Annotated in this window: 20 protein-coding genes; 13 read left to right on the top strand and 7 right to left on the bottom strand. The window is 70.8% G+C overall.

What is annotated here, in order from left to right:
* A complete protein-coding gene (locus VZF99_RS06265; RefSeq protein ID WP_185951783.1) occupies window positions 1-1,107 on the bottom strand; it encodes an ABC transporter substrate-binding protein in 1,107 nt (368 codons plus the stop codon).
* A 253-nt stretch (window positions 1,108-1,360) separates the two neighbouring features.
* Here VZF99_RS06265 and VZF99_RS06260 point away from each other — a divergent pair, with 253 nt between their 5' ends.
* From VZF99_RS06260 to VZF99_RS06245, 4 genes are read left to right on the top strand one after another with little or no spacing between them, the layout of a single operon-like run.
* Window positions 1,361-2,902: a pyridoxal phosphate-dependent decarboxylase family protein gene (locus tag VZF99_RS06260; RefSeq protein WP_407335916.1), complete on the top strand. Its 1,542-nt coding sequence runs from the start codon at window positions 1,361-1,363 to the stop codon at window positions 2,900-2,902.
* The gene (locus VZF99_RS06255; protein WP_407335915.1) at window positions 2,899-4,290 is read left to right on the top strand and encodes a lysine N(6)-hydroxylase/L-ornithine N(5)-oxygenase family protein; all 1,392 of its coding nucleotides are present in this window, start codon (window positions 2,899-2,901) and stop codon (window positions 4,288-4,290) included. The genes VZF99_RS06260 and VZF99_RS06255 overlap by 4 nt, the downstream gene beginning before the upstream one ends.
* Window positions 4,287-6,872 carry a GNAT family N-acetyltransferase gene (locus VZF99_RS06250; RefSeq protein ID WP_407335914.1) on the top strand — a complete coding sequence of 862 codons (2,586 nt, stop codon included), beginning with the start codon at window positions 4,287-4,289 and terminating at the stop codon, window positions 6,870-6,872. Before VZF99_RS06255 ends, VZF99_RS06250 begins: the two co-directional genes overlap by 4 nt.
* Window positions 6,873-6,882: 10 nt before the next feature.
* A complete protein-coding gene (locus tag VZF99_RS06245; RefSeq protein WP_119191854.1) occupies window positions 6,883-7,269 on the top strand; it encodes an MmcQ/YjbR family DNA-binding protein in 387 nt (128 codons plus the stop codon).
* 102 nt (window positions 7,270-7,371) lie between these two features.
* Here the strand turns inward: VZF99_RS06245 and VZF99_RS06240 are convergent, their stop codons facing one another.
* Complete coding sequence (locus tag VZF99_RS06240) at window positions 7,372-7,890, bottom strand: hypothetical protein (RefSeq protein WP_163375625.1); 519 nt, start codon at window positions 7,888-7,890, stop codon at window positions 7,372-7,374.
* A 207-nt stretch (window positions 7,891-8,097) separates the two neighbouring features.
* Between VZF99_RS06240 and VZF99_RS06235 the strand changes: the two genes are divergently transcribed.
* Window positions 8,098-9,915: a DUF222 domain-containing protein gene (locus VZF99_RS06235; protein ID WP_407335913.1), complete on the top strand. Its 1,818-nt coding sequence runs from the start codon at window positions 8,098-8,100 to the stop codon at window positions 9,913-9,915.
* A gap of 88 nt (window positions 9,916-10,003) precedes the next feature.
* A complete protein-coding gene (locus VZF99_RS06230; protein ID WP_407335912.1) occupies window positions 10,004-11,149 on the top strand; it encodes an alkaline phosphatase family protein in 1,146 nt (381 codons plus the stop codon).
* Window positions 11,150-11,178: 29 nt separating this feature from the next.
* Here VZF99_RS06230 and VZF99_RS06225 read toward each other — a convergent pair whose 3' ends face one another.
* Entirely contained in the window at window positions 11,179-12,081 is a 903-nt protein-coding gene (locus tag VZF99_RS06225) for a hypothetical protein (RefSeq protein WP_227022249.1), read from the bottom strand.
* Between the two features lie 253 nt (window positions 12,082-12,334).
* Here VZF99_RS06225 and VZF99_RS06220 point away from each other — a divergent pair, with 253 nt between their 5' ends.
* The 6 genes from VZF99_RS06220 (at window position 12,335) to VZF99_RS06195 (ending at window position 17,365) form a co-directional block, all read left to right on the top strand.
* Window positions 12,335-13,516 carry a zinc-dependent alcohol dehydrogenase gene (locus VZF99_RS06220; RefSeq protein WP_120285841.1) on the top strand — a complete coding sequence of 394 codons (1,182 nt, stop codon included), beginning with the start codon at window positions 12,335-12,337 and terminating at the stop codon, window positions 13,514-13,516.
* Window positions 13,513-14,337 carry a histidine phosphatase family protein gene (locus tag VZF99_RS06215; RefSeq protein ID WP_407335911.1) on the top strand — a complete coding sequence of 275 codons (825 nt, stop codon included), beginning with the start codon at window positions 13,513-13,515 and terminating at the stop codon, window positions 14,335-14,337. Before VZF99_RS06220 ends, VZF99_RS06215 begins: the two co-directional genes overlap by 4 nt.
* Entirely contained in the window at window positions 14,334-15,224 is an 891-nt protein-coding gene (locus tag VZF99_RS06210; protein WP_120285839.1) for an NAD(P)H-hydrate dehydratase, read from the top strand. The genes VZF99_RS06215 and VZF99_RS06210 overlap by 4 nt, the downstream gene beginning before the upstream one ends.
* A 72-nt stretch (window positions 15,225-15,296) precedes the next feature.
* Complete coding sequence (locus VZF99_RS06205) at window positions 15,297-15,788, top strand: transporter substrate-binding domain-containing protein (RefSeq protein ID WP_407335910.1); 492 nt, start codon at window positions 15,297-15,299, stop codon at window positions 15,786-15,788.
* Window positions 15,785-16,801 (top strand): cation diffusion facilitator family transporter, encoded by a 1,017-nt coding sequence (locus VZF99_RS06200; protein WP_407335909.1) that lies wholly within the window; start codon window positions 15,785-15,787, stop codon window positions 16,799-16,801. The genes VZF99_RS06205 and VZF99_RS06200 overlap by 4 nt, the downstream gene beginning before the upstream one ends.
* 39 nt (window positions 16,802-16,840) lie before the next feature.
* Window positions 16,841-17,365: a hypothetical protein gene (locus VZF99_RS06195; RefSeq protein ID WP_407335908.1), complete on the top strand. Its 525-nt coding sequence runs from the start codon at window positions 16,841-16,843 to the stop codon at window positions 17,363-17,365.
* Window positions 17,366-17,429: 64 nt separating this feature from the next.
* Here the strand turns inward: VZF99_RS06195 and VZF99_RS06190 are convergent, their stop codons facing one another.
* The 3 genes from VZF99_RS06190 to nadA all read right to left on the bottom strand — a co-directional run bounded on the left by VZF99_RS06190 (window position 17,430) and on the right by nadA (window position 20,006).
* On the bottom strand, window positions 17,430-17,954 hold the full coding sequence (locus VZF99_RS06190) for a hypothetical protein (RefSeq protein ID WP_067713851.1): 525 nt from the start codon (window positions 17,952-17,954) through the stop codon (window positions 17,430-17,432).
* A gap of 64 nt (window positions 17,955-18,018) precedes the next feature.
* Window positions 18,019-18,924 carry a carboxylating nicotinate-nucleotide diphosphorylase gene (gene nadC / locus VZF99_RS06185; RefSeq protein ID WP_067713848.1) on the bottom strand — a complete coding sequence of 302 codons (906 nt, stop codon included), beginning with the start codon at window positions 18,922-18,924 and terminating at the stop codon, window positions 18,019-18,021.
* Window positions 18,921-20,006: a quinolinate synthase NadA gene (gene nadA / locus VZF99_RS06180; protein ID WP_096905622.1), complete on the bottom strand. Its 1,086-nt coding sequence runs from the start codon at window positions 20,004-20,006 to the stop codon at window positions 18,921-18,923. The genes nadC and nadA overlap by 4 nt, the downstream gene beginning before the upstream one ends.
* Window positions 20,007-20,078: 72 nt before the next feature.
* On the opposite strand from nadA, the gene VZF99_RS06175 reads away from it, so the two are divergent.
* Window positions 20,079-20,783 carry an NrtR DNA-binding winged helix domain-containing protein gene (locus VZF99_RS06175; RefSeq protein ID WP_069389992.1) on the top strand — a complete coding sequence of 235 codons (705 nt, stop codon included), beginning with the start codon at window positions 20,079-20,081 and terminating at the stop codon, window positions 20,781-20,783.
* On the opposite strand, the gene VZF99_RS06170 is transcribed toward VZF99_RS06175, so the two are convergent.
* Window positions 20,752-21,390 carry a hypothetical protein gene (locus VZF99_RS06170; RefSeq protein WP_185951775.1) on the bottom strand — a complete coding sequence of 213 codons (639 nt, stop codon included), beginning with the start codon at window positions 21,388-21,390 and terminating at the stop codon, window positions 20,752-20,754. The genes VZF99_RS06175 and VZF99_RS06170 overlap by 32 nt on opposite strands.
* Window positions 21,391-21,415 lie beyond the last annotated feature (25 nt).

Below are 21,415 nucleotides of genomic sequence, written 5' to 3'. Positions count from 1 at the left end.
TCAGGCCTGCTGTGCTGCCGCGATGATGTCGGGCACGACGTTCTCCAGCGCCCACGGCAGGCTCAGGGGCGAGGAGGCGGAGATCGAGAGGACCTGCTGCTCGTCGGTCTGCACGACCATCCGCCCGGCCTCGACGGCGGGGATGCGCCCGAGCAGCGGGTCGGACTCGATGGCCTCGCGGACCTCGGGGGAGGCGGCGTAGGTGACGAGGATGTCGGAGACCAGCTCGTCGGCGCGCTCGGGTGACCAGGTCACCGCGAACTCCTCGGGCGAGCCGCTCGACGCCTCGGCGACGACCGGCGCCTGGACCATCCCGAGCTGCTCGAGGAAGCGGGGGCGGTTGTCGACGTCGGTGAAGGCGTAGATCTTCTCCGCCGCGTCGGGGTCGACGGTGCCGTAGATGAAGGTCGTGTCGCGGATTCCCGGGTTGTCCGAGGCGACCTGATCGATCTGCCCCTCGACGTCCGTGATGAGCTCCTCGGCGGCCTCGGAACGGCCGAGGGCCTCGCCGATCAGCCGGGTCGAGTCCTGCCAGGCGGTGCCGAACGCGACATCGCCCTCCGGCATCGCGATGGTGGGGGCGATCTTCGAGAGAGTCTCGTACTCCTCTGCGGTCATCCCGGAGTAGACACCCAGGATGAGGTCCGGCTCAAGGGCCGCGATCGCCTCGGTGTTGATTCCGTCGGTCTCGGAGTACAGCGTCGGCATGTCACCGCCGACCTCCTCCAACTCCGCGTCGAACCAGTCGGTGGACCCGTTCGCGTTGGCGCCGAACGAGTTGCGGGGCATCCCCACCGGAACCACACCCAGCGCCAGGGAGACGTCGGCGTTGACCCAGGAGATGGTGGCCACCCGCTGGGGCGCCTCCGCGATCTCGGTCTCGCCGTAGGCGTGCGCGATGGTGCGGGGGAACTCGCCCTGCCGCTCGACCTCGCCTCCCGCGCCGGCGTCCCCGCCGTCGCCGACGGCGCCGGTCGAGCACCCGGCCAGCACGGCCAGGAGCGCCACGACGGCCGCGAGGACCACGAGGATCGCCCGGGCCCGCGGACGCGCCGGGTCATCTGGTCCGTCGAGCGTCAGCCGGGATCGTGCAGCGGGTGCGGTCATGGGGTCTCCGTCTGGTGTGGAACGTCGCCCGCCCGGAACCGGCCCAGGCGACTTAGGCTTGGCTTACCTTGGTGGGCGTCACCGTAGCGGGATCCGAACCCCCCACGCAACAGTTACGTCAAAGATTTCCACTTCACCTGTCCCACAACGTGATTCATATCACTCTGTTGTTGTTTAGGTAAGCCTACCCTGCATAGCGTTCGGTCGTGCCGCTGTCCCCGAGTAGGTCGGAGTACCCGTGAACGATCCATTGTTGAGCAGCCGGAACCGGGAGGCCCACGCCGACGCCCTGGCTGCCGCGACCGCCGAGGTGAGCCGGTATCTCGACGGTCGGACCACGCCGCGCTCGTCCGCGTCGCCCTCGACGTTGGCAGCGCAGACCGCTGCCGTCGATCTCGCCGCACCGCTGGGCACGCTGGACAGGGCACTCGAGGAGGTCCGGGAGCTCTACCTCGACCACGCCGTCGGCTACCACCACCCGCGCTACCTCGCCCACCTCAACTGCCCGATCACCATCCCGGCGGTCGCCGCCGAGGCACTCGCGACATCGGTCAATACGGCTGTGGAGACCTGGGACCAGGGAACGTCGGCGTGTCTGATCGAACAGAGGCTCATCGACTGGGTCACCGGGCTCATCGGTTTCGACGCCAGTGCTTTCGACGCCAATGATCTCGACGCCACCGCCCGCCCGGACGGCGTCTTCACCACCGGCGGTACCGCCTCCAACCTGCAGGGCCTGTTCACCGCCCGCGAGGACCGTCTCGCCCGACCGGCCCCCGGGCGCCGGGGTGCGGGGCGGGACGCCGACCGCGGCGCCCGACTGTCCCGGCTGCGCATCGTCACGGGCGAACACGCCCACCTCAGCGTGGTCAAGGCGGCCCGCCTGCTGGGACTCTCGCCGGATGCGGTCATCACCCTGCCCGGAGACGGCGACCGGATGGACCCCGCGACCCTGGACCGCACCCTGTCCGCGCTGGCCGACGCCGGGGACGAGGTCGCGGCCGTCGTCGCGCTGGCCGGCACCACCGACCACGGCGCGATCGACCCGCTGCGGGCGGTCGGTGGGGTCTGTCGCGACCACGACGTCTGGCTACACGTGGACGCCGCGTACGGCGGCGGGCTCCTGGTCTCCCCGACGCGCCGGGACCTGCTCGACGGGATCGAGCTCGCCGACTCGGTGACCGTGGACTTCCACAAGACGTTCTTCCTGCCGGTGGCCGCCTCGGCGCTGCTGCTGCGCGACGGTTCGGGCTTCCGCCACTCCACCGTGAGCGCCGACTACCTCAACCCCGCCGACGGCGACGACCACGCCGTGGACAAGTCCCTGCAGACCACCCGCCGTTTCGACGCCCTCAAACTGTGGATGACGCTCCGCGTGCTGGGCGCTGACGGAATCGGCCGTCTGCTCGACGAGGCGATCGACGTGGCCGCCCGGGTCGGCCGGACGATCGAGGCCGACCCGGAATTCGAGTTGGTGCGGCGCCCCGCCCTGTCGACGGTGCTCTTCCGGCCCCGGCCCGCGGTGACCGCGCCCGACCGTCCCGTCACCGACAGCGCACTCACTGACGACGAGGCCGACGCCCTCGTGCGCCCCGTCCGCGACGCGCTGTTCGCGGAGGGACGCTCGCTCGTCGCGTCGACGGTCGTGGACGGCCGGCCCTGTCTCAAGCTGACGGTCCTCGATCCGAACCTCGAAGACGAGGACGTGGCCGTCGTGCTGACGGACGTCCGCGACGCCGCTCGATACCTCGCCGAGGGGATACGCGAGGCCACGACCGCGGGGGTGCTGACGTGAGCACTGACCTGGGCTCCTCCCGTGTGCACGACCTGCTCGGCGTCGGTATCGGCCCGTTCAACCTGGGCCTGGCGTGCCTGGCCGAGCCGCTGGGTCTGGACGCGGTGTTCCTCGATTCCCGCGACGGTTTCGCCTGGCACCACGGACTCATGTTCGACGACGCGACCATCCAGGTGCCGTTCCTCGCCGACCTGGTCACGTTGGCGGACCCGACCTCGCCGTATTCGTTCCTCGCCTACCTCAAGCAGGTCGGGCGTCTGTACCCGTTCTACATCCGTGAGAATTTCCAGCCGCTGCGCGCCGAGTACGACGCCTACTGCCGGTGGGCTGCCGAGCGGGTGCGCGGCCTGCGCTGGGGGCGGGAGGTGGTCGACGTCCGACGGGAAGACCAGGGACGAGAGGGACCGGGCGACGACGACGAGGCCCCCGTCTACCGTGTCACCGCCCTCACCCGCGAAGGCACCGAGACCTATCGCGCCCGCCACCTGGTGCTGGGGATCGGCACGACCCCGTGGTCGCCGATCGACACCGGCCCGCTCGACGGTGGCGGCACGGTGGCTCTCCATGCCTCCGACTACCTGCACCGGCGGGAGGACCTACTCTCGCTGGGGTCGGTGACCGTGGTGGGCAGTGGCCAATCGGCTGCGGAGATCTACCACGACCTGCTCTCCGCCGCCGCCGGCGTCGGCCCGCGCGTCGACTGGGTGACACGCTCGCCGCGGTTCTTCCCGATGGAGTACACCAAGCTCACACTCGAGATGACCTCGCCCGAGTACGTCGACCATTTCCACGACCTGCCCCCTGACCAGCGCGACCGGATGCTGCGCGAGCAGCGTTCGTTGTACAAGGGCATCGACGCCGAGTTGATCAACCAGATCCATGATCTGCTCTACCGCCGTTCGGTCCGGGGCCTGGACACCGGGCTGCTGGCCGCCGCCACGGCCCTCGACCGTGCCCACCGGGAGGCCGACCCCGGCAACGCCACCGACTTTGCCACCGCCTCCGGCGCTGCCCTGCGCCTGGACCTGCGCTGCACCGACACCGGCAGGAAGTGGACCCATCACACGGAGGGACTCGTCCTCGCGACGGGCTACTCCCCCACGCCGCCGCGGTTCCTCGACGGGATCGCCGAAGAGATCGACAGGGACGGCCGCGGGCGCTACCGGGTGGCCCGTGATCACACCGTCGACCGCGCACACTCCTTCATTCATGTCCAGAACGCGGAGGAACACACCCACGGGCTCACCGCCCCGGACCTGGGCATGGGAGCGATGCGCAACAGCATCATCCTGCGCGGGATCTGCGGCCGCGAGGTCTACCCGATCGAGTCGTCGATCGCGTTCCAGCAGTTCGGCGCCCCGACCGCCCGGCACCAGGAGGCACGATGAACACCAGCACAGTCCACACCAGCACAGTCCACACCAGCACCGTCCACACGCCAGCCGGGTTGGTCACCCTGGAACCACTGGCCCTCGACCACGACACCGTCCGCACCCTGCACGCGTGGCTCGACCATCCCGGTTCCGCCTACTGGGGTATGCGGGGTACCACCCCGGCGCAGGTCGAGGAGTTCCTCACCGACTGGTCGGCGAGCCCGCACCGGTCGGTGCACATGGTGCGCATCGACGGTCTACGTGTGGGCCTGGCCGTGTTCTACGACCCGGACGTCGTCGAACTCGACGGCCGGTACCCGCACGAGCCGGGCGACCTCGGGATGCACCTGCTCGTCGCGCCCACCCGCACGCCGGTCCCCGGCACGTCCGCGGCCGTGATGGGGGCCATCTGCTCGACCGCGTTCGAGGTGCCGCTGTTCGGCGCCCCGGCCCGCCGGGTGGTGGTGGAGCCGGACATCCGGAACACCGCCGTGCACCGGCTCAACGCCCGCGCCGGCTTCCGCGAGGACGGCCCCGTCGACCTGCCCGACAAGACGGCGCTGCTCTCCATCTGTCGTGCCGAGGCGTTCCGCGAGTCGGAGATCGGCCGGACGTCGATGCCGGTCTCGTCGTCGTCACCCCCGGTCGCACTGCCACCCCACGCCCACCTCACCGGTCACGCCATGCGCCGCGCGCACCGCCACCTCTGCGCCAAGGCGCTGGCCGAGTTCTCCCACGAGCGGCTCCTCGCGCCCACCCGCTCCACTGACACCGACGCCGGCCCCGATGTCTACGCGGTCCGCGCCGGCAGCGAACGGTGGACGTTCCGCGCGCGGGTGCTGCCGCTGGAGCACTGGGCGATCGACGAGGCCTCGCTGTGCCGCGAGGTCGACGGCGTCCCGGTCGAGCCGGACGCGCAGGAGTTGATCCTCACCCTCGCGCCCCATCTGGGGATCCCCGGGTCGCTCGTGGGGACCTACCTGGAGGAGATCGCGGCCACGCTCGGCTCGGCGGCGTTCTGCCTGCATCACCGCGATCGCCCCGCACAACAGCTGGCGGAGGCGGGCCTGCAGGAGGTCGAGGGCGCGATGACCGAGGGTCATCCCGGGTTCGTCGCCAACAACGGCCGCGTGGGCCTGGGTCTGTCCGACCGTCACCGTTACACGCCCGAAGCCCCGTCGACCGTCCGCCTGGTGTGGCTGGCAGCCCGCCGCGGCCTGAGCCACCTGGCCACCGTCACGGGCCTCGACGAGCGCGACCACTACGCGCGCGAGTTCGGCACCGAGGCGCTAATGCGGTGCGACGACCAGCTGCGCTCGCTGGGCCTCGACCCCGCCGACTACCGCATCCTGCCCGTGCACCCGTGGCAGTGGCAGCACGAGGTCGCGGTGGCGTTCGCCCCCGATCTCGCGCGCCACGACCTGGTCCACCTGGGCGAATCCGACAGCGAGTACCGGCCACAGCAGTCCGTCCGCACCTTCTTCGACGTGACCCACCCCGAGCGCGGCTACGTCAAGACCGCCCTCGCCGTGCAGAACATGGGGTTCACCCGCGGCCTGTCGCCGAAGTACATGCGCGACACCCCGGCCGTCAACGACTGGGTGGCCGGGGTCGTCGCCTCGGATCCGGTGTTGCGCGCGCTGGATCTCCAGATCCTGCGGGAGGTCGCCGCCGTGGGCTACACCGGCGACGCCTACCACCGGGCGGCCGCGGCCGGGATCTCGGACGAGGGGCCGCACACCAAGATGATCGCGGCCCTGTGGCGCGAGAGCCCCGTTTCGCGGCTGGCCCCCGGAGAACGTGCCGTCACGCTGGCCTCGATGCTGCACGTGGACCTGCACGGGCGGTCCCTCGCCGTCGAGCACCTCGAGCGGTCGGGCCTGGACGCCCGCACCTGGCTCCGGGCGCTGCTCGACGCCTACGTGCTGCCCGTCGCGAGGTGCCTGCTCGTGCACGGGCTGGTCTTCATGCCGCACGGTGAGAACGTGATCGTGGTGATGGGCCCCGACCACACCGTGCGCCGGGCGCTGTTCAAGGACATCGGCGAGGAGGTCGCCGTGGTGCGTGACCGGCCTCTGCCCTCTGGGCTCGAGCGGATCCGCCACGTGGTGGACGCGGAGACAGCCGCACTGAGCGTCCACACCGACGTCATGGACGGGGTGCTGCGCCACCTCGCCTCGATCCTCGACGTCGCCGGGGTGCTCGAGGCGGATCAGTTCTGGGACGAGACGCGGCAGTGCCTGGAGACCCTGGCTCCCGGCGGCGGTCGCGGCGGCGAGGGTCGCGGCGGCGAGGGGAACAACGGCGAGGACCACGACGGCGGGGACTACGACGGCCGGGTGCACGACGGCGAGGTGCACCGTCCCACCTGGGAGGCGCTGTTCGCTCCGCGGTTCAAGCACTCGTGCCTTAACCGCCTGCAGTTGCGTAATACGCGGCAGATGGTCGACCTGACCGATCAGGCCGGGTCATTGCAGTTCGCGGGGACGCTCGCCAACCCGCTCGTCTCCCGGCTGGCCCGGGACGACGACACGCCGGGCGAACCGCAGCGTCCCCCCGCCCGGGCGCAGAGCCGGGCGCGGAGCCGGCGACGGTAGCGTCGACGGCATGAACGGACGGGAACTCCAGAAGTGCGCGGCGATGCGCGCCCGCGAACTGCCCGCGTCGACTCTGGAGTTCCCGTTCGGGCCGGACTTCGATGTGTTCAAGGTCCGCGGGAAGATGTTCATGTTCCACGCGGTCGTCAACGGCGAGCGTCAGGTGATCCTCAAGGCACTGCCGTCGGACTCGATGGCCCTGCGCGATGCGCACGCCGACATCACGCCCGGGTACCACATGAACAAGCGGCATTGGATCTCGCTGCACCCCGGCGGCACGCTGACCGCGGACATGGTTTCCGAGCTGGTCACCGAGTCCTACCGACTCGTGGTGTCGGGCCTACCCCTGGCGCAGCAGCCCGTCGAACCGCACGCCTTCGGGCGCCAGCAGCGTTAGGTAGGCCGACGCCCACCACCCGGATCGACCCCGCCCCTTAGCCAGGGCCTTGGGGTTGGAGTCCGGGCGCGGGGCGCGGGGGCGCGGGGCGCGGAAGCCGCCTCAGTTCTCCGGAGTCAGCGCGGCCTCGGAGACAGAACCCAGTCGATCACCCACGGACCCCTCCACCGACTCGGTGGCGGACCCGGTGTCAATCTGATCCTCGAGCGACGCGCCGACCAGCGGCACACCGGACACCACCGCGCCGACGGAACCCTGGACGTCTCCCTCGAGCAGCGCATCCGCCGACTCGGCGACCGGGTTGAGGACCATGCAGATGACTCCCACCGGAACCTGCAACGGCACGCCCATCAGGTTGGCGGCAGCGCCGGCCGCCGAACCGAGATTGCACACGAGGGTGGCGGTGGAACCCAGCGGTCCGGAGGCGTAACCGGGCAGAGAACCTGTAACGGAACCGGGCAGCAGCTCGCCAGCCTCGCCGAGATAGCCCCCCTCGGTCTCCGATGCTCCCGGGAGGGAGTCGGAGCCGGTGGCTTCCGAAGTCTGGGCGGCGGCGGCCCCCGTAGAGAAGACGAGGAGCGCGGCGGCCACGGCTCCGGCACAGGTGATGGTCTTGGTCATGGAACGCCTCCGAGTTTGGGTCTACGGGGCATCCACCCCAAGCAATCAAGAAGAGTGGATCATACATTTCGCTGAAATGGGCGATCGGTGATTGCAATTCAATGGATAGGCCAGAAGCGGAAAAAACCCTTGCCTGTTCGAATGTACGTGCGTATCATAGAACACAGATTCGATACCAGGTAGCCGGACGGTCAGGGGGTGGGGCACATGGGCGGGAACGAAGACGCCGCGGCCGATGGCCCCTCCTCGTCTGGTGGCGGTTCCGGTTCCGCGGCGCCCGTGTCGCTGTCGGGGTTGCGGGCGGCGGCGCGGGAGGGGTGGATGGGCGAGAATCGTGCGGCGGCGCGCCGGTTCGTGGCCTGTTACGAGCTATTTGTCGAATGCCAACGCCGGGAGGAGTCCGGGGCGGGCAGCGGTGAGTGTCGGCCCGGTCATGCCGTGCTCGATCCGATCGATGTCGCGGCCGGGTACGTGGTGTCGGCGATGACGATCTCGACGGGCCGGGCCGAACGGATGATCACCTTCGCCCTCGATCTGCACCTGCGGTATCCGGCGATCCTGTCCGCGATGGCGCAGGGGCGGCTGGATCTGCAGGCCGCGAATATCCTGGCCTCGCAGATGGCCACCGTCCACGTCGATGTGCTCGAGGCGGTGCAGCGGCAGGTCGTCGAGGAGTATCTCGCCGCGATCGAGGGCGGGGTGCGCATGGGCGAGAAAGCCATCCGCGGCAACGTCGATGCGATCATCGCCCGCTACGACGCGAACGGCATCCGCCTGCGCCGTCAGGAAGCGGCCCGCACCCGCGGGGTGCGGTTCCACAAGGGCGTCGACGGCATGTCGAGTGTGTCGGCGATCCTGGCCACCGAGGAAGCGGCCGTCCTGGCCGAGGCCCTCGACCACCGCGTGAAAGACCACACGTACGCCGACGCCCAAGCCGCCGCCAACGCCGGCGATGGCGGCGCGGCCGACAGTGATGGCGCTGGCGAGGTCGAGGATTACTCGATCGCCGAGCGTCGCGCCGACGCCCTGATGTCTCTGGTGTGCGGCGACGCCGCCCCGGCCGGCACCGCGGCCCGCCCCGGCCGGTCGGGCGCGCCGGGTGCCGGGGTGGCGTTGCGGCCGAAGGTCACCGTCATCGCCACCGGCAACCACGCCCGCGACGCCGGCGGCGCCCGGGTGGAGTTCGCCCGCACCGGCCAGGCCGCCCTGCAGGCCCTGCTCGACATGCTCGCCACCAGCGACGGAGCCACCTTCGAACCCATCGACCCGCGCATCGGCGCCGCCGACGACGCCCGCGCCGCCCTGAAATACCGGCCCAGTGCCCAGTTGGCCCGCCGGATCCGGCTGCGCGATGGCACCTGCCGCCACCCCGGCTGCGCAATCCCGGCCGAGGCCTGCGATCTGGACCATGTGGTGCCGTTCGATCACGCCGACCCCCAGCGGGGCGGGCACACCATCGAGGCCAACCTGGCCGCGATGTGCCGGCGGCACCACCGGTTCAAGACCTTCTCCGACTGGATCTACGAACTGCAGCCCGACGGCACCCTGCTGGTGCGCACCCCGGACGGCACCACCATGCTCACCCGACCCTCCGGCCCGCTCGCCGAATACCGGCGCGAACAGGCCCGCGCCGAGACCGAGGCGTGGACCCGGCAACAACGCCGCAGCCCCGGGCCCACCGGTGACGAGCAGGCCGACGCCGAGCCGACGTTCTGGTCGCGCCGCGCGGCCCGCCACCGCACCGAACGCCGCAACGCCGAACGCGCCCGCACCTTTGACCCCGCCCCACCCGCCCCCGGGACCGGGACGGGCACCGGGAACGGCACGAGCTCAGGCGGCGCCGGTTCCAGCGCCGGCGCGGCCGAGGACACCGCGCCCGAGAAAGCCACCCCCGCCAGCGCCACCCCCGAGAGCGCCAGCCGCTGGTGGGCCCGCAACAAACCCCACCACAGCGACATCGAAAAAGGCATCCGCGCCCTACTCCACGAACGCCTCGACGAACTCATCGACCCACCGCCCTTCTGACACCACGAGGGCCGCACCGAGTGAACCGAACCTCCTGGGGGCACGGATTTCCCCCACTCCGAGCGGGTCTTTGGGGGATGGTGAGGAGATGAGCGCGATCCCCGCCAACCCGTCTGACGGTTCACTAGCCGACGTCATGCCGTCAGTTGCTGCGGCCCTGGGGCTTGACCTACGCAACCCCCTGCACTTACCGCCGGCTCGGGACGCAGTACTCGTACTCATCGACGGGCTTGGTGCGGAGCTCATCCGCCAGCACGCCGAGGAGGCCCCCACCCTCGCCGCGATGACCAGCCGCATGATTTCCGCAGGTTTTCCCTCGACAACTGCGACCAGCCTGACCAGCCTCGCGGTGGGTGCCCCGTGTTCCAAACACGGCATCGTGGGATACAGCTTCCGGATCTCCGGCGAGTCCGGCGGTCCGCCAGCGTCGTTCAATCCATTGCGGTGGACGGTCGAATCGTCGAGCGGCCCCTCGGCGATGGATCGCTTCCCGCCCCGACAGGTTCAACAACAGCCGAGCCTTCTAGAGCTGCTTGCCGCTGACGGGGTCGATGTCACCTACGTCATGCGAGAGGATTTCCGCGAGTCGGGACTGACCCGCGCAGCGTTCCGGGCGGGGGGCGACTATCGGGCGGCGAGCACCCTTGACGAAGTCCGCCAGGGAATACTCGACACCTTCAGTCAGCCATCTCGCGCTCGACGGTTCGCTTACGCCTACTTCGGCGACCTCGATCTCATCGGCCATGTCCACGGGCCAGGGTCTCCCGAGTGGCTGCAGTCCCTGCGCGCAGTGGACAGGTGCGTCGCGGACCTCGCGACTGACCTGCCCCGCGACTGCAGGCTCATCTTGACGGCAGACCACGGGATGGTCACTGCTGAAACCGTTGTCGACATAGACGCGACGCCGACGCTGCTCGCCGACGTCGAGACCGTTGCCGGCGAGCCCCGAGTGCGACACGTCTACGCGCGACCGGGATCGGCCGACGATGTCCTGGACACGTGGCGATCAGAGTTGGCCGGCCGCGCCCGGGTGATCAGTCGCGACCAGGCACTCGACGAGCACCTCTTCGGACCCGACCGAGACCACGCCGATCGTCTGGGCGACGTCATCGGCATCGCCGCCGGAGGAGTGATTCTCGCGCGTACACAGCTCGAGAAGATGGAGTCATCCCTGCTCGGCCACCACGGGGCCAACACCGCTGATGAACAACACATTCCGCTGCTCATTCGTTGACCTCGTCCCCGACCCGGCCGACCTCCGGGTCAGCAGGTGACGAGCTCGGTCGGGTCGCTCGTGGTGTCCAGCCACCGGCCGTACGCGGGCGGACCCACCGCTCGCACATCGCTGCACAATTCCCCACGCGTGTACCCCGACGGCCGGTAGACCGCGTAGATGACATTGCCGTTCTCATCGCGAGAACGCAGGGACGGGCACGCCATGTCGGTACGGAGGTAGGACGCCCCCGGGTGCCTCGACAGCGCGGAAGAGATCTCCTCCGAGTAGGCCCCCGGCGTGACAGCCGAATACAGGACCACGATTCCCCGGCCATCGCAGGCCGGCCTCGACATCGGTGTGGCCAGGCCCAGATCCCCCGCCGCGCCCTCAGATCGCGGGCACTCGTTCAGGAACGCGGCCAGTTCGGCGGGCATCCCGTCACCCTCCGCATCATCCGAGCAGATCCCCGAAGGAATACCGGTATAGCGACTCCAGGTTCCGTCGGCGCGACCGAGGATGTACTGCGTGTCCCCGGCCGGTTCGCCGGCCGGAACGTCCACATGAGCGAGAGCCCAGTCGCCCAGGCACCGATCGATGTTCACATCCCGGCGGGTGATACCCGCTTCTGCCGCGATCTCGTCCGGGTCGCACGGCCCCACCCCCGCCACTCCTGCGCGCGTGCCGTTCCCTGTCGAGGCCGAGGGGGCGCCCTGCCTCGTCGTCCACGCTTCGGAGGGGGTCGTCGTGGGTGCGAAAGCCGCGCCCGGCTGGTCGTCGTCGGACGCGAGCAGGTACCCGACAGTGCCTGCGAGGGCGATCAGCAACACGACGATGAGCGCGCCGAGCGCCCAGACCACCGGAGAGCGACGCGCATCCTGCGGAGGCTCTCCGTACGAGGCGTGCCCCCACCCCTCGTTACCCCAGCCGGGTCCGTTGGGCGGACTACTCATGGTCACCACCAGCGACGGGGTCGGGTAACCGACCGATCCGATCTGAATGACGATCACTTTATCCGGTATCGCGAAGCGAGAGCCCCGGTTCGCCGACGGTCTCCCGAACGCGATGATGTCCCGACCACACTGCGCTGTCCTGAGCGTCCTGCGACCCGCGGCCCCCGGTTACCGGATGCGGACGCTGCCCTCCGTTACTACCGTCGGAGGCATGCGTGAACGCGCATGGCACGACCAGAGAGGAGCCCCGCGCATGAAGGCAGTCACCTGGCACGGCAAGCGCGACGTCCGCGTCGAGGACGTTCCTGATCCGAAGATCCAGGAGCCCACCGACGCGATCGTCAAGATCACGAGCACCAACATCTGCGGATCGGATCTACACCTGTACGAGGTGCTGGGTCCTTTCATGAACGAGGGCGACATCCTCGGCCACGAGCCCATGGGAATCGTCGAGGAGGTCGGCGCCGAGGTGACCGGGCTCAAGCCCGGGGACCGCGTAGTGATGCCCTTCCAGATCTCCTGCGGCCACTGCTACATGTGCGACAAGGGCCTGAACACCCAGTGTGAGACCACCCAGGTCCGAGACCAGGGTATGGGCGCCGCGCTGTTCGGCTATTCGGAGTTGTACGGCAGCGTCTCCGGCGGTCAGGCCGAGTACCTGCGCGTGCCGCAGGCCCAGAACACCCACATCAAGGTGCCGCACGAGCACTCCGATGACCGCTACCTCTACCTGTCCGACGTCCTGCCCACCGCGTGGCAGGCCGTGGAGTACGCCCAGATCCCCGACGGCGGCACGGTCGTCGTACTGGGCCTCGGGCCAATCGGGGACATGGCCGCGCGGATCGCCGCCCACCGTGGTCACCGTGTGATCGGCGTGGACCCGGTGGCCGAGCGCCGGGCCCGTCAGGCCCACCGGGGGGTGGAGGTCCTCGATCCGACCGACGTTCCCGGCGAGATCGGCGATGCGATCCGCGACATGACCGACGGCCGCGGGCCCGACTCCGTGATCGACGCGGTGGGGATGGAGGCGCATGGCTCGCCGATCGCCAGCGCTGCGCACGCCGCCGTCGGTCTGATGCCGAAGTTCTTCGGCAAGAAGATGATGGAGAACGCGGGGGTGGACCGCCTCGGGGCGTTCTACGGGGCGATCGACATCGTGCGCCGCGGTGGGACCATCTCGCTCTCGGGCGTGTACGGCGGCACCGCCGATCCCATTCCGATGCTGACGTTGTTCGACAAGCAGATCACCCTGAAGATGGGCCAGGCCAACGTCAAGCGCTGGGTTCCGGAGATCATGCCGCTGCTCACCGACGACGACCCGCTGGGCGTCGACGACTTCGCCACGCACAGGCTCCCACTGGCCGATGCGCCCCGCGCGTACGAGATGTTCCAGAAGAAGGAGGACGGCGCCGTGAAGGTGGTCCTCGAGCCGTGACGGAACTCGCCGGACTCCTCCTGGTCCGCCACGGCCAGAGCGTGGGCAACGTCGCCAATGACAACGCCCGTGCCGCCGGCGCCCACCGTCTCGACCTGGACCACCGTGATGCCGACACCCCGCTGTCGGAGTCGGGGGTGGGACAGGCTCGGGCAGTGGGCGCCTGGCTCGGCGGATTGCCCGAGGACGCCCGGCCGACGGTGTGGCTGACCTCGCCCTATCGCCGTGCGGCGGACACCGCCACGGCTGCGCTCGAGGCGGCCGGCGACACCGCACCGGGCGGCGGGGTGGGTGGCCCCGGGCTGCTCACCGACGAGCGACTACGGGAGCGCGACCTGGGGATCCTCGACGGGTTCACCGGCCGCGGCATCCGGGAGCGGTACCCGGAGGAGGCAGAGCGACGGGACCGGATCGGCAAGTTCTACTACCGCCCGCCGGGTGGTGAGAGCTGGACCGACGTGTTGCTGCGCGTGCGGTATCTGCTGACGGACCTCCGGCAGCAGTACGCGGGCGAGCGGGTCTGCGTCTTCAGCCACCAGGCCGTGATCATGTGTTTCCGGGTCGCGTTGGAGCAGTTGGCTGAGGAGGAGGTCCTCCGGGTCGACCGCGAGGACCCGCTACCCAACTGCTCGGTGACGATCTATCGCCAGCGGCAGCTCGCACCGAGGCAGCACCGCCCGGGGCGGCACGAATCGGTGGGGCACCACCCCGGCAGCGCTGGGCTCGAGCTGCATAGCTATGCCGACACGACGGCCGTGGAGCGCGGCCATGCGCCCACCACGCGAGAGTCGCCTTCAGGGAACGAGGGGGCGGCGAGATGAGCGGCGAGGTGAGCAGCGAGTCGGTCCTCACGCACCATGCGCTGCGGGACTGGGCGCTCCCCTCCCCCGGTGGTGGAAAGGAGGGCCGCGGGCGGGTGCTGGTCGTCGGTGGCAGCAGGTCCACCCCGGGCGCTGTGCTGCTGGCCGCCGAGGCGACGCTGCGGTGCGGGGCCGGCAAACTACAGATCGCCACCGCCGGGTCGGTGTCGTCGTCGCTGGCGATCCACATTCCCGAGTCGAAGTCGATCGGTCTGCCCGAGGACGACGCCGGTGAACTCACCGCCGCGGGGGCGGACACGATCGTCGAGCTCGCCGAGGGGTGTGACGCCGTGGTGCTCGGCCCCGGGATCTGCGAGAAGGTCGCAGCGGTGGACTTGCTCTCGGACGTCGTGCCCCGGCTGGACACCACCCTCGTGCTTGACGCGCTGGGGATGGCCTACGTCACCGAGAACCCCGGCGGACTCGCCCACCTCGACGGCCGCGCGGTCCTCAGCCCCAACCCCAAAGAGCTCGCCCGGACCCTCGACGTGCCGGAGGACGACGTGGAGGCCGACACCCCGGGACACGCCGTGGCGCTGGCCGAGCGCGCGGGGGCCGTGGTGGTGACCGGCACCGCGACGTCGTGGATCGCCGCCCCGGACGGCCGACTCTGGCGGGACGAGACCGGTTCGTTCGGGCTGGGGATCTCGGGATCGGGTGACGTCAAGGCCGGGCTCATCGGCGGGCTGCTCGCCCGGGGCGCCGAACCCGCCCAGGCCGCCGCGTGGGCGACCCACAGCCATGGGCGGGCAGGGGAACGATTGTCCGCCCGGATCGGTGCGACCGGCTTCCTCGCCCGCGAACTGCTGGCCGAGATCCCCGGCGTCCTGGTGGAACTCTCGTCCTGAACTGCTCCACGCGGAGGGGGAATCGTGCGGGTCCGAAGCCATCCCGTCGTGCGTCGTCCGTCTCGCAGCCCGGTGTCGACGACCGCCCGCAGCGTCGTCGCCGTTGTTCTCACCTCCGCCGTCACCACCCTCGCGGCCGCCTGCGGCGGACCTGTACCCAAGGACACCGACGGCAGCCTCGCGCGCATCACCGACGGCGTGCTCCGGGTGGGCGTGTCGGAGAACCCACCGTGGACCGAGGTATACGACGACGGCCGCGTCGCCGGTCGGGAGGTCGACCTCGTCACCGGCTTCGCCGGAGCCCACGCTGCGGACGTCGAGTGGACGCCGGGCGCGGAGAGCGAACTGGCAATGGCGATGGCCCGCGGTGACCTCGATGTGGTCGTGGGTGGGCTGACCTCCGACTCGCCGTGGGAGAAGGAGGTCGCACTGACGAGGCCGTACACCGAGGAGGTCACCCCGGACGGGGACACCGAGAAGATGGTGATGGCCACTCCGCTCGGGGAGAACGCGCTGCTGGTGGCGTTGGAGACCTACCTCGCCGAGGCCGGGGGTGAATCGTGAGTGACGAGCGGGACAGGGGCCGGGGCGAACGCGAGGTGGCGGGCGTGGCCTCGGGGCTCGGTCGCGACGACCTGCCCGTCGAGCAGCGGGAAGCGCTGCGCCGGGCGATCCGCCTGGAGTGGGCCACCCTCGCGGTGATGACCGTGACCGTCGCCGCGGTGTACGCGGTGTCGGGTCAGTCGCAGGCGATGAAGGCCGCGTGGATCGAGGACTCGCTGTCGCTGCTCCCGCCGATCGCTTTCCTCGTGGCGATCCGGGTCTCCCGCATGCCGCCGACCGCCCGCTTCCCCTACGGTAGGCACCGCTCCGTCGGGATCGCACACCTCGTCGCGGGGGTGGCGTTGCTCGCGATGGGGGCGTTCCTCGTCGTCGACTCCGGAACGGCTCTGCTGACCCGTGAACGCCCGCCGATGGGGGTCGTGGTGATCGGCGGGCAGGTGATCTGGTCCGGGTGGCTGATGATCGCGGTGATGGCGTTGTCCGTCATCGGGCCGCTCATCCTCGGTCGCATGAAGACCGGTCCCGCCGAGGCGCTGCACGACAAGGTGCTCTACGCCGACGCCGACATGAACCGGGCCGACTGGAAGACCGGACTGGCCACCATCGTCGGTGTGCTGGGCATCTCGCTCGGCCTGTGGTGGGCGGACGCGGTGGCGGCGCTCGTGGTGAGTGCGTCGATCGTCCGGGACGGGTGGTCAAACCTGCGCGGGGCGATCGAGGGACTCGCCGATGCGCGACCCACCCGGTTCGACGGCACGGACCCGCACCCGCTCGTGTACCGGATCGACGAACTGCTGGCGGGCGTCGACTGGGCGGATGACCACGGCGCGCGGATACGCGACGAGGGGCACGTCTTCCACGTCGAGGCGTTCCTCGTCCCGGCCCGCGGCCGGGAGATCACCGTCGAGCGGCTCGCGGACGTGCGCCGGAGGCTGGCGGAGCTGAGCTGGAAGATCGAGGACGTGGTGGTGACGGTGGTATCGGAGGTACACGACGCCCACCGGCCCTGCTGACCGGCTGCACGTCGTCGCCCGGGCTGGCAGGCTCGGGGTATGACCTCACTCGAGACCATCCGAACCGCCATCGACACCGCGACCGAGCCCGAGGCGCCGGCGCTGGAGCGTGCCCGCATGATCATCGTGGACAAGCTCGGCGAGCGGGACAGCCTGGCGCTCGACGAGCTCGTCGAATCCGTCTGCGAGGCGTACGAGGCGCCATCGGGCGAGCCGCTGCGGCTGGTCGACGTGGATCCGTCCGCGCCCGACTCCGACACCCCGGCCCTACGGAACCTGCGCTACGCCCGGGCCGCGCGCACGGCCATCATCGACCTGCTGGACGAGGGGACGATCGTGGCCGTCGATCCCCTGCCCGGCGACGGCGAGATGGTCCGCGCCACCGGCGAGGGGGACCCTGCCTGTGGTAACCACGACGACGGCAATGACAACAACGACGACGGCGAGGTCACCGCCGCCAAGGAGACCACCGACGCGGCGGCCGCGAAGGCGGGAGCCGAGGAGATCGTCCTCGCGACGGGCCCGCAGCCCGAGGGGCGGCGGTTCGCGCTCGGGGACCGCTGACCCCCGGCCGGCGGGGTCGGGGCGCGACAGGGCCGGGTGCAGGGTGGGCTGCAGGGCGGGCCGACTACAGGGTGAGCGTCTCGTCCGGGTGGTCGGTGTCCTTGAGCGGCTTCTGGGCCCCGCCGGACAGGGTGGTCTCACCGATCCGGGCCTCCCGGTAGCGCTCCGCCTGGGCCTGCGTGATGGGCTCGCGGGCGCCGTCCTTGGCGTAGCAGACGGGCAGCCAGGCGCCCTCGTTGTCCAGGCGGGCGACGATGCGCTGCCGGAGCCGGAACGGCTGGATCGAGTCGGACCAGGCGACCAAGAGGTCGAGGTTCGCGCCGCGGGCGTCGGGCGTCGAGTCGGTGCTGCAGAAGTGCTGGACGCTGCGCCACACCGCGAACTGCGCGCCGGTCACCGCGAGCGGATCGACGGTCGGGGCCTTGGCCGTGCGGGCGGACCGAGTCGGCCGGGTGCTCCTGGCGGGTGCGGGCGGAGGCGGCGGCGAGGTGTTCTCCCCGGCCTCCACGCGGCGGCGGGCTTCCTCCATCCGCTGCAATCGTCGTTCCGATGCCGTGCTCTTCTCGCCTGAGTCCCAGAACCCCGTCATGGTCCTCGACTTTACGCGGACAGCGGCCCGTCGCCCGAGCCCGAAGGCGGCGGTGGGGCGGACCTCACATGTCCAGCCCCAGATCGAGCACCGCGACGGAGTGGGTCAGGCCCCCCACGGCCAGGAACTCCACCCCGCAGCGGGCGTAGTCGGCGGCCGCGTCGAGGGTCAGCCCGCCGCTGGACTCCAGGCGGGTGCCCGGTGCGACCGTGTCGCGGCGCTGGACCGCGATCTGGGTCTGCCAGACGGGGAAGTTGTCCAGCAGGACCAGGTCCACGCCCGCGTCCAACATCTGGTCGAGCTGCTCCAGGGAGTCCACCTCGACCTCGCAGGGCAGGTCGGGGAAGCGCTCGCGGACCGCGGCCAACGCCGGGAGCACCCCGCCGGCGGCCACCACGTGGTTGTCCTTGACCAGCACCGCGTCGCCGAGGCCCAGTCGGTGGTTGACCCCGCCGCCGCAGCGCACCGCGTACTTCTGCAGCAGTCGCATGCCGGGCATGGTCTTGCGGGTGTCGCGGACGGCGCAGTCCGTGCCGGCGAGCTCGTCGGCCCACGCCCGGGTCGCGGTCGCCACCCCCGACAGGTGACAGACGAGGTTGAGCAGGGTCCGCTCGGCGGTGAGCAGACCGAGTGTCGGGGCGCTGATCTCGGCCACCACGTCGCCGGCCGAGACGCGGTCTCCGTCGCGGGCGTGGCGCGTCACCGAGAAATCCGCCCGCCCCGGCTCGGCCCGGCCGAGCACCTCGGCCAGGACCATCTCGATCAGTGGCAGCCCGGCCACGACGCCGTCGGATCGGGTCGCGAGGCGGGCCGTGGCACGGGCGTCCGCGGGCACCGTCGCCAGCGACGTGGCATCCGGGCCGTATCGCAGGTCCTCCTCGAGGGCACGACGGACCGCGATCAGGGCGTCCGCACGGGTGTCGGGATCGAAGAGCTCGTCGTCGTCGGCCCCGGGTGCAGCGCCGCTCACTCCCCCGACCCCGGGTTGCCGATGGCGATCATCCGCTCGACGGACCCGCGCGCGGCCTCGGCCGTGGCGGGATCGACGTGCACCTCGTCGGCACCCTCGACGAGGGCGCGCAGGAGCGCGGCCGGGGTGATCATCTTCATGTAGGGGCAGCTGGCCTGGTCGTTGACCGGCAGGAAGTCGATCTCGGGCGCGGCCTTGCGCAGCTGGTGGATCATCCCGATCTCGGTCGCCACGAGGACCTCGCTGGCCCCCGAGGCGCGGGCGGCGTCGACCATCCCTCCGGTGGACAGGATCTTGACCTGATCGGCGGGGACCGCACCCTCGGTGGCCAGGTGCAGGGCGCTCGTCGCGCAGCCGCACTCGGGGTGGACGAACAGCTCGGCACCCGGGTGGGCCTCCGACTTGGCGGTGAGCTGGTCACCGTTGATCGCCGCGTGGACGTGGCACTCGCCCGCCCACACGAGGACGTTCTCGCGGCCCGTCTTGCGCCGGACGTGCGCACCGAGGAACTGGTCGGGAAGGAACAGCACCTCGCGGCCCGGGTCGATCGACTCGACGACCTCGACCGCATTGGAGCTCGTGCAGCAGATGTCGGTGAGGGCCTTCACCGCGGCGGTGGTGTTGACGTAGGAGACCACCACGGCGTCCGGGTGCTCGGACTTCCACTCGGCCAACTGCTCGGCGGTGATGGAATCGGCCAGTGAGCAGCCCGCGGCCTCGTCGGGGATGAGGACGGTCTTGTCCGGGGAGAGGATCTTGGCGGTCTCCGCCATGAAGTGGACGCCGCAGAAGATGATGGTCGACTGCTCGGCCTCCGCGGCGATGCGCGACAGGGCCAGGGAGTCCCCCACGTGGTGGGCGATGTCCTGGATGGCGGGGACCTCGTAGTTGTGGGCGAGGATCACCGCGTCGCGCTCGGCGGCGAGGCGGCGGATCTCGGCGGCCCACTCCGAGTCGGGCTCGACGCCCGTGTACACCGAGCCGTCATGGCGGATCCTCGCGGCCAGGGGCGAGTCGAGCCGCCCGACGGTGGTGTCCGGCCGCGGCGCGACCGTCGTGCCGTGTCCTGTGGCAGTGCTCATCGCTGCCCCCTCCCGGGTCGTTTCTCCGGGCCGATACGCCACCGGCCCCGTTTTCGACTTACAATCGAAAACATGATGCAGTGTAACACCGGTCACGAGGTGCTCGTCGTGGTGACCCAGGTCCGGCCGACCCCCGGCTCCACCGCACCGGCGCTCCACGTGATGCTGTGGCAGCACTCGCTCGGGCCGGCCGCCGGCCGGTGGGCGCTACCCGGCGGCGAGGTCCGCGACGACGAGGACCTGCCCGCCTCCGCCACGCGGCAGCTCGCCGAGAAGGTCGACGTACGCTCGCTCAGCCACCTGGAATCGGTCGCGGAATTCTCGGACCCCGCCCGCATACCCGGCCGGCGCGTGTTCGCCTCCGGATTCCTCGGTGTCCTGCCCAGCGATGCGGATCCCGCCATCCCCGACGACACCGCCTGGTTCCGGGTCGACCATCTCCCCGACACCGTCTACGACCACGCCGAGATCGTCGCCCGCGCCCGCGCCCGCCTCGCCGCCAAGCTCTCGTATTCCACCCTGGGGTTCGCCCTGGCGCCCGTGGAGTTCACGCTGTCGCACCTCGCGCAGCTCTACGGCGCCGCCCTCGGCCACCCGGTGGACCCGACCAACCTCCAGCGCGTCCTGACCCGCCGCGGTGAGCTCGTGCGGTGCGGACGCAGCGCTCCCCCCGGGCCTACGGGCGGCCGGCCGGCGGCGCTGTACACGTTCGCCGAACGGCGCCTCCGGATCACCGACCAGTTCGCTACGCTGCGGCCGCCGGCGGGGGTGGGCTGACGGGTGCCTCGGGGTCGCCGAGGTACGCCAGCACCGCCACCGTGAACGCCGCGATCATCACCCCGAACACCATCCAGTCGAGCCCCGGCGGGAACCAGTCCCATGACGGGCCGGACGTGCCGAAGACCATGCGGTCGAAGAACAGACTCCCGACCGCCGGAGCCTGCCGGACCACCTCGCCGTAGGGGACGTCGTCCGGGGGCGCCGCGACCACGTCTGCCAGAGGCGTCGCGGCCGCAGCCGCGATCGCGCAGGCCACACCCGGCAGCAGCACGAGCGCCGGGACGCCATCCGGCCGCCGCAGGTGCGTGTGACGCCGCCACAGGACCATGACCGCACACACGGTCGCGAACCCCGACAGGACGATGAACACGAGCAGCTGACTGCCACCGTCCACCCCCGAGTCCGGTAGCCGGAGCCCCCGGCCGTCGCCCACCGACAGCAGCTCCGCCCGGGGCGCCGCGACGATCCACAGCAGCAGCGCGACCACGAACGGGCCCACCACGCCGAGCAGGGTCGACGCCGCGAATCGGGCCGCACCGCCGCGGTGCGGGGCCGTGGTCGACGACGGCGGGGACGACGATGTCGACGACGACGGGCTGGTCATGCGCACGGACTGTACCAACGCCGGT

Source organism: Dietzia kunjamensis, from assembly GCF_045689975.1.
Lineage (GTDB): Bacteria > Actinomycetota > Actinomycetes > Mycobacteriales > Mycobacteriaceae > Dietzia > Dietzia kunjamensis.
The sequence above is the reverse complement of the archived record's forward strand: the minus strand, read 5'-3'. Positions and strand labels throughout refer to the sequence as shown.

Bases quoted from the DNA above. Each gene is read 5' to 3' on its own strand.
- VZF99_RS06240 (WP_163375625.1), bottom strand. From the start codon at position 7,890: ATGACCAAGACCATCACCTGTGCCGGAGCCGTGGCCGCCGCGCTCCTC.
- VZF99_RS06250 (WP_407335914.1), top strand. From the start codon at position 4,287: ATGAACACCAGCACAGTCCACACCAGCACAGTCCACACCAGCACCGTC.
- VZF99_RS06220 (WP_120285841.1), top strand. From the start codon at position 12,335: ATGAAGGCAGTCACCTGGCACGGCAAGCGCGACGTCCGCGTCGAGGAC.
- VZF99_RS06265 (WP_185951783.1), bottom strand. From the start codon at position 1,107: ATGACCGCACCCGCTGCACGATCCCGGCTGACGCTCGACGGACCAGAT.
- nadA (WP_096905622.1), bottom strand. From the start codon at position 20,006: ATGAGCACTGCCACAGGACACGGCACGACGGTCGCGCCGCGGCCGGAC.
- VZF99_RS06210 (WP_120285839.1), top strand. From the start codon at position 14,334: ATGAGCGGCGAGGTGAGCAGCGAGTCGGTCCTCACGCACCATGCGCTG.
- VZF99_RS06245 (WP_119191854.1), top strand. From the start codon at position 6,883: ATGAACGGACGGGAACTCCAGAAGTGCGCGGCGATGCGCGCCCGCGAA.
- VZF99_RS06225 (WP_227022249.1), bottom strand. From the start codon at position 12,081: ATGAGTAGTCCGCCCAACGGACCCGGCTGGGGTAACGAGGGGTGGGGG.
- VZF99_RS06190 (WP_067713851.1), bottom strand. From the start codon at position 17,954: ATGACGGGGTTCTGGGACTCAGGCGAGAAGAGCACGGCATCGGAACGA.
- VZF99_RS06175 (WP_069389992.1), top strand. From the start codon at position 20,079: ATGATGCAGTGTAACACCGGTCACGAGGTGCTCGTCGTGGTGACCCAG.
- VZF99_RS06230 (WP_407335912.1), top strand. From the start codon at position 10,004: ATGAGCGCGATCCCCGCCAACCCGTCTGACGGTTCACTAGCCGACGTC.
- VZF99_RS06195 (WP_407335908.1), top strand. From the start codon at position 16,841: ATGACCTCACTCGAGACCATCCGAACCGCCATCGACACCGCGACCGAG.
- VZF99_RS06235 (WP_407335913.1), top strand. From the start codon at position 8,098: ATGGGCGGGAACGAAGACGCCGCGGCCGATGGCCCCTCCTCGTCTGGT.
- VZF99_RS06170 (WP_185951775.1), bottom strand. From the start codon at position 21,390: ATGACCAGCCCGTCGTCGTCGACATCGTCGTCCCCGCCGTCGTCGACC.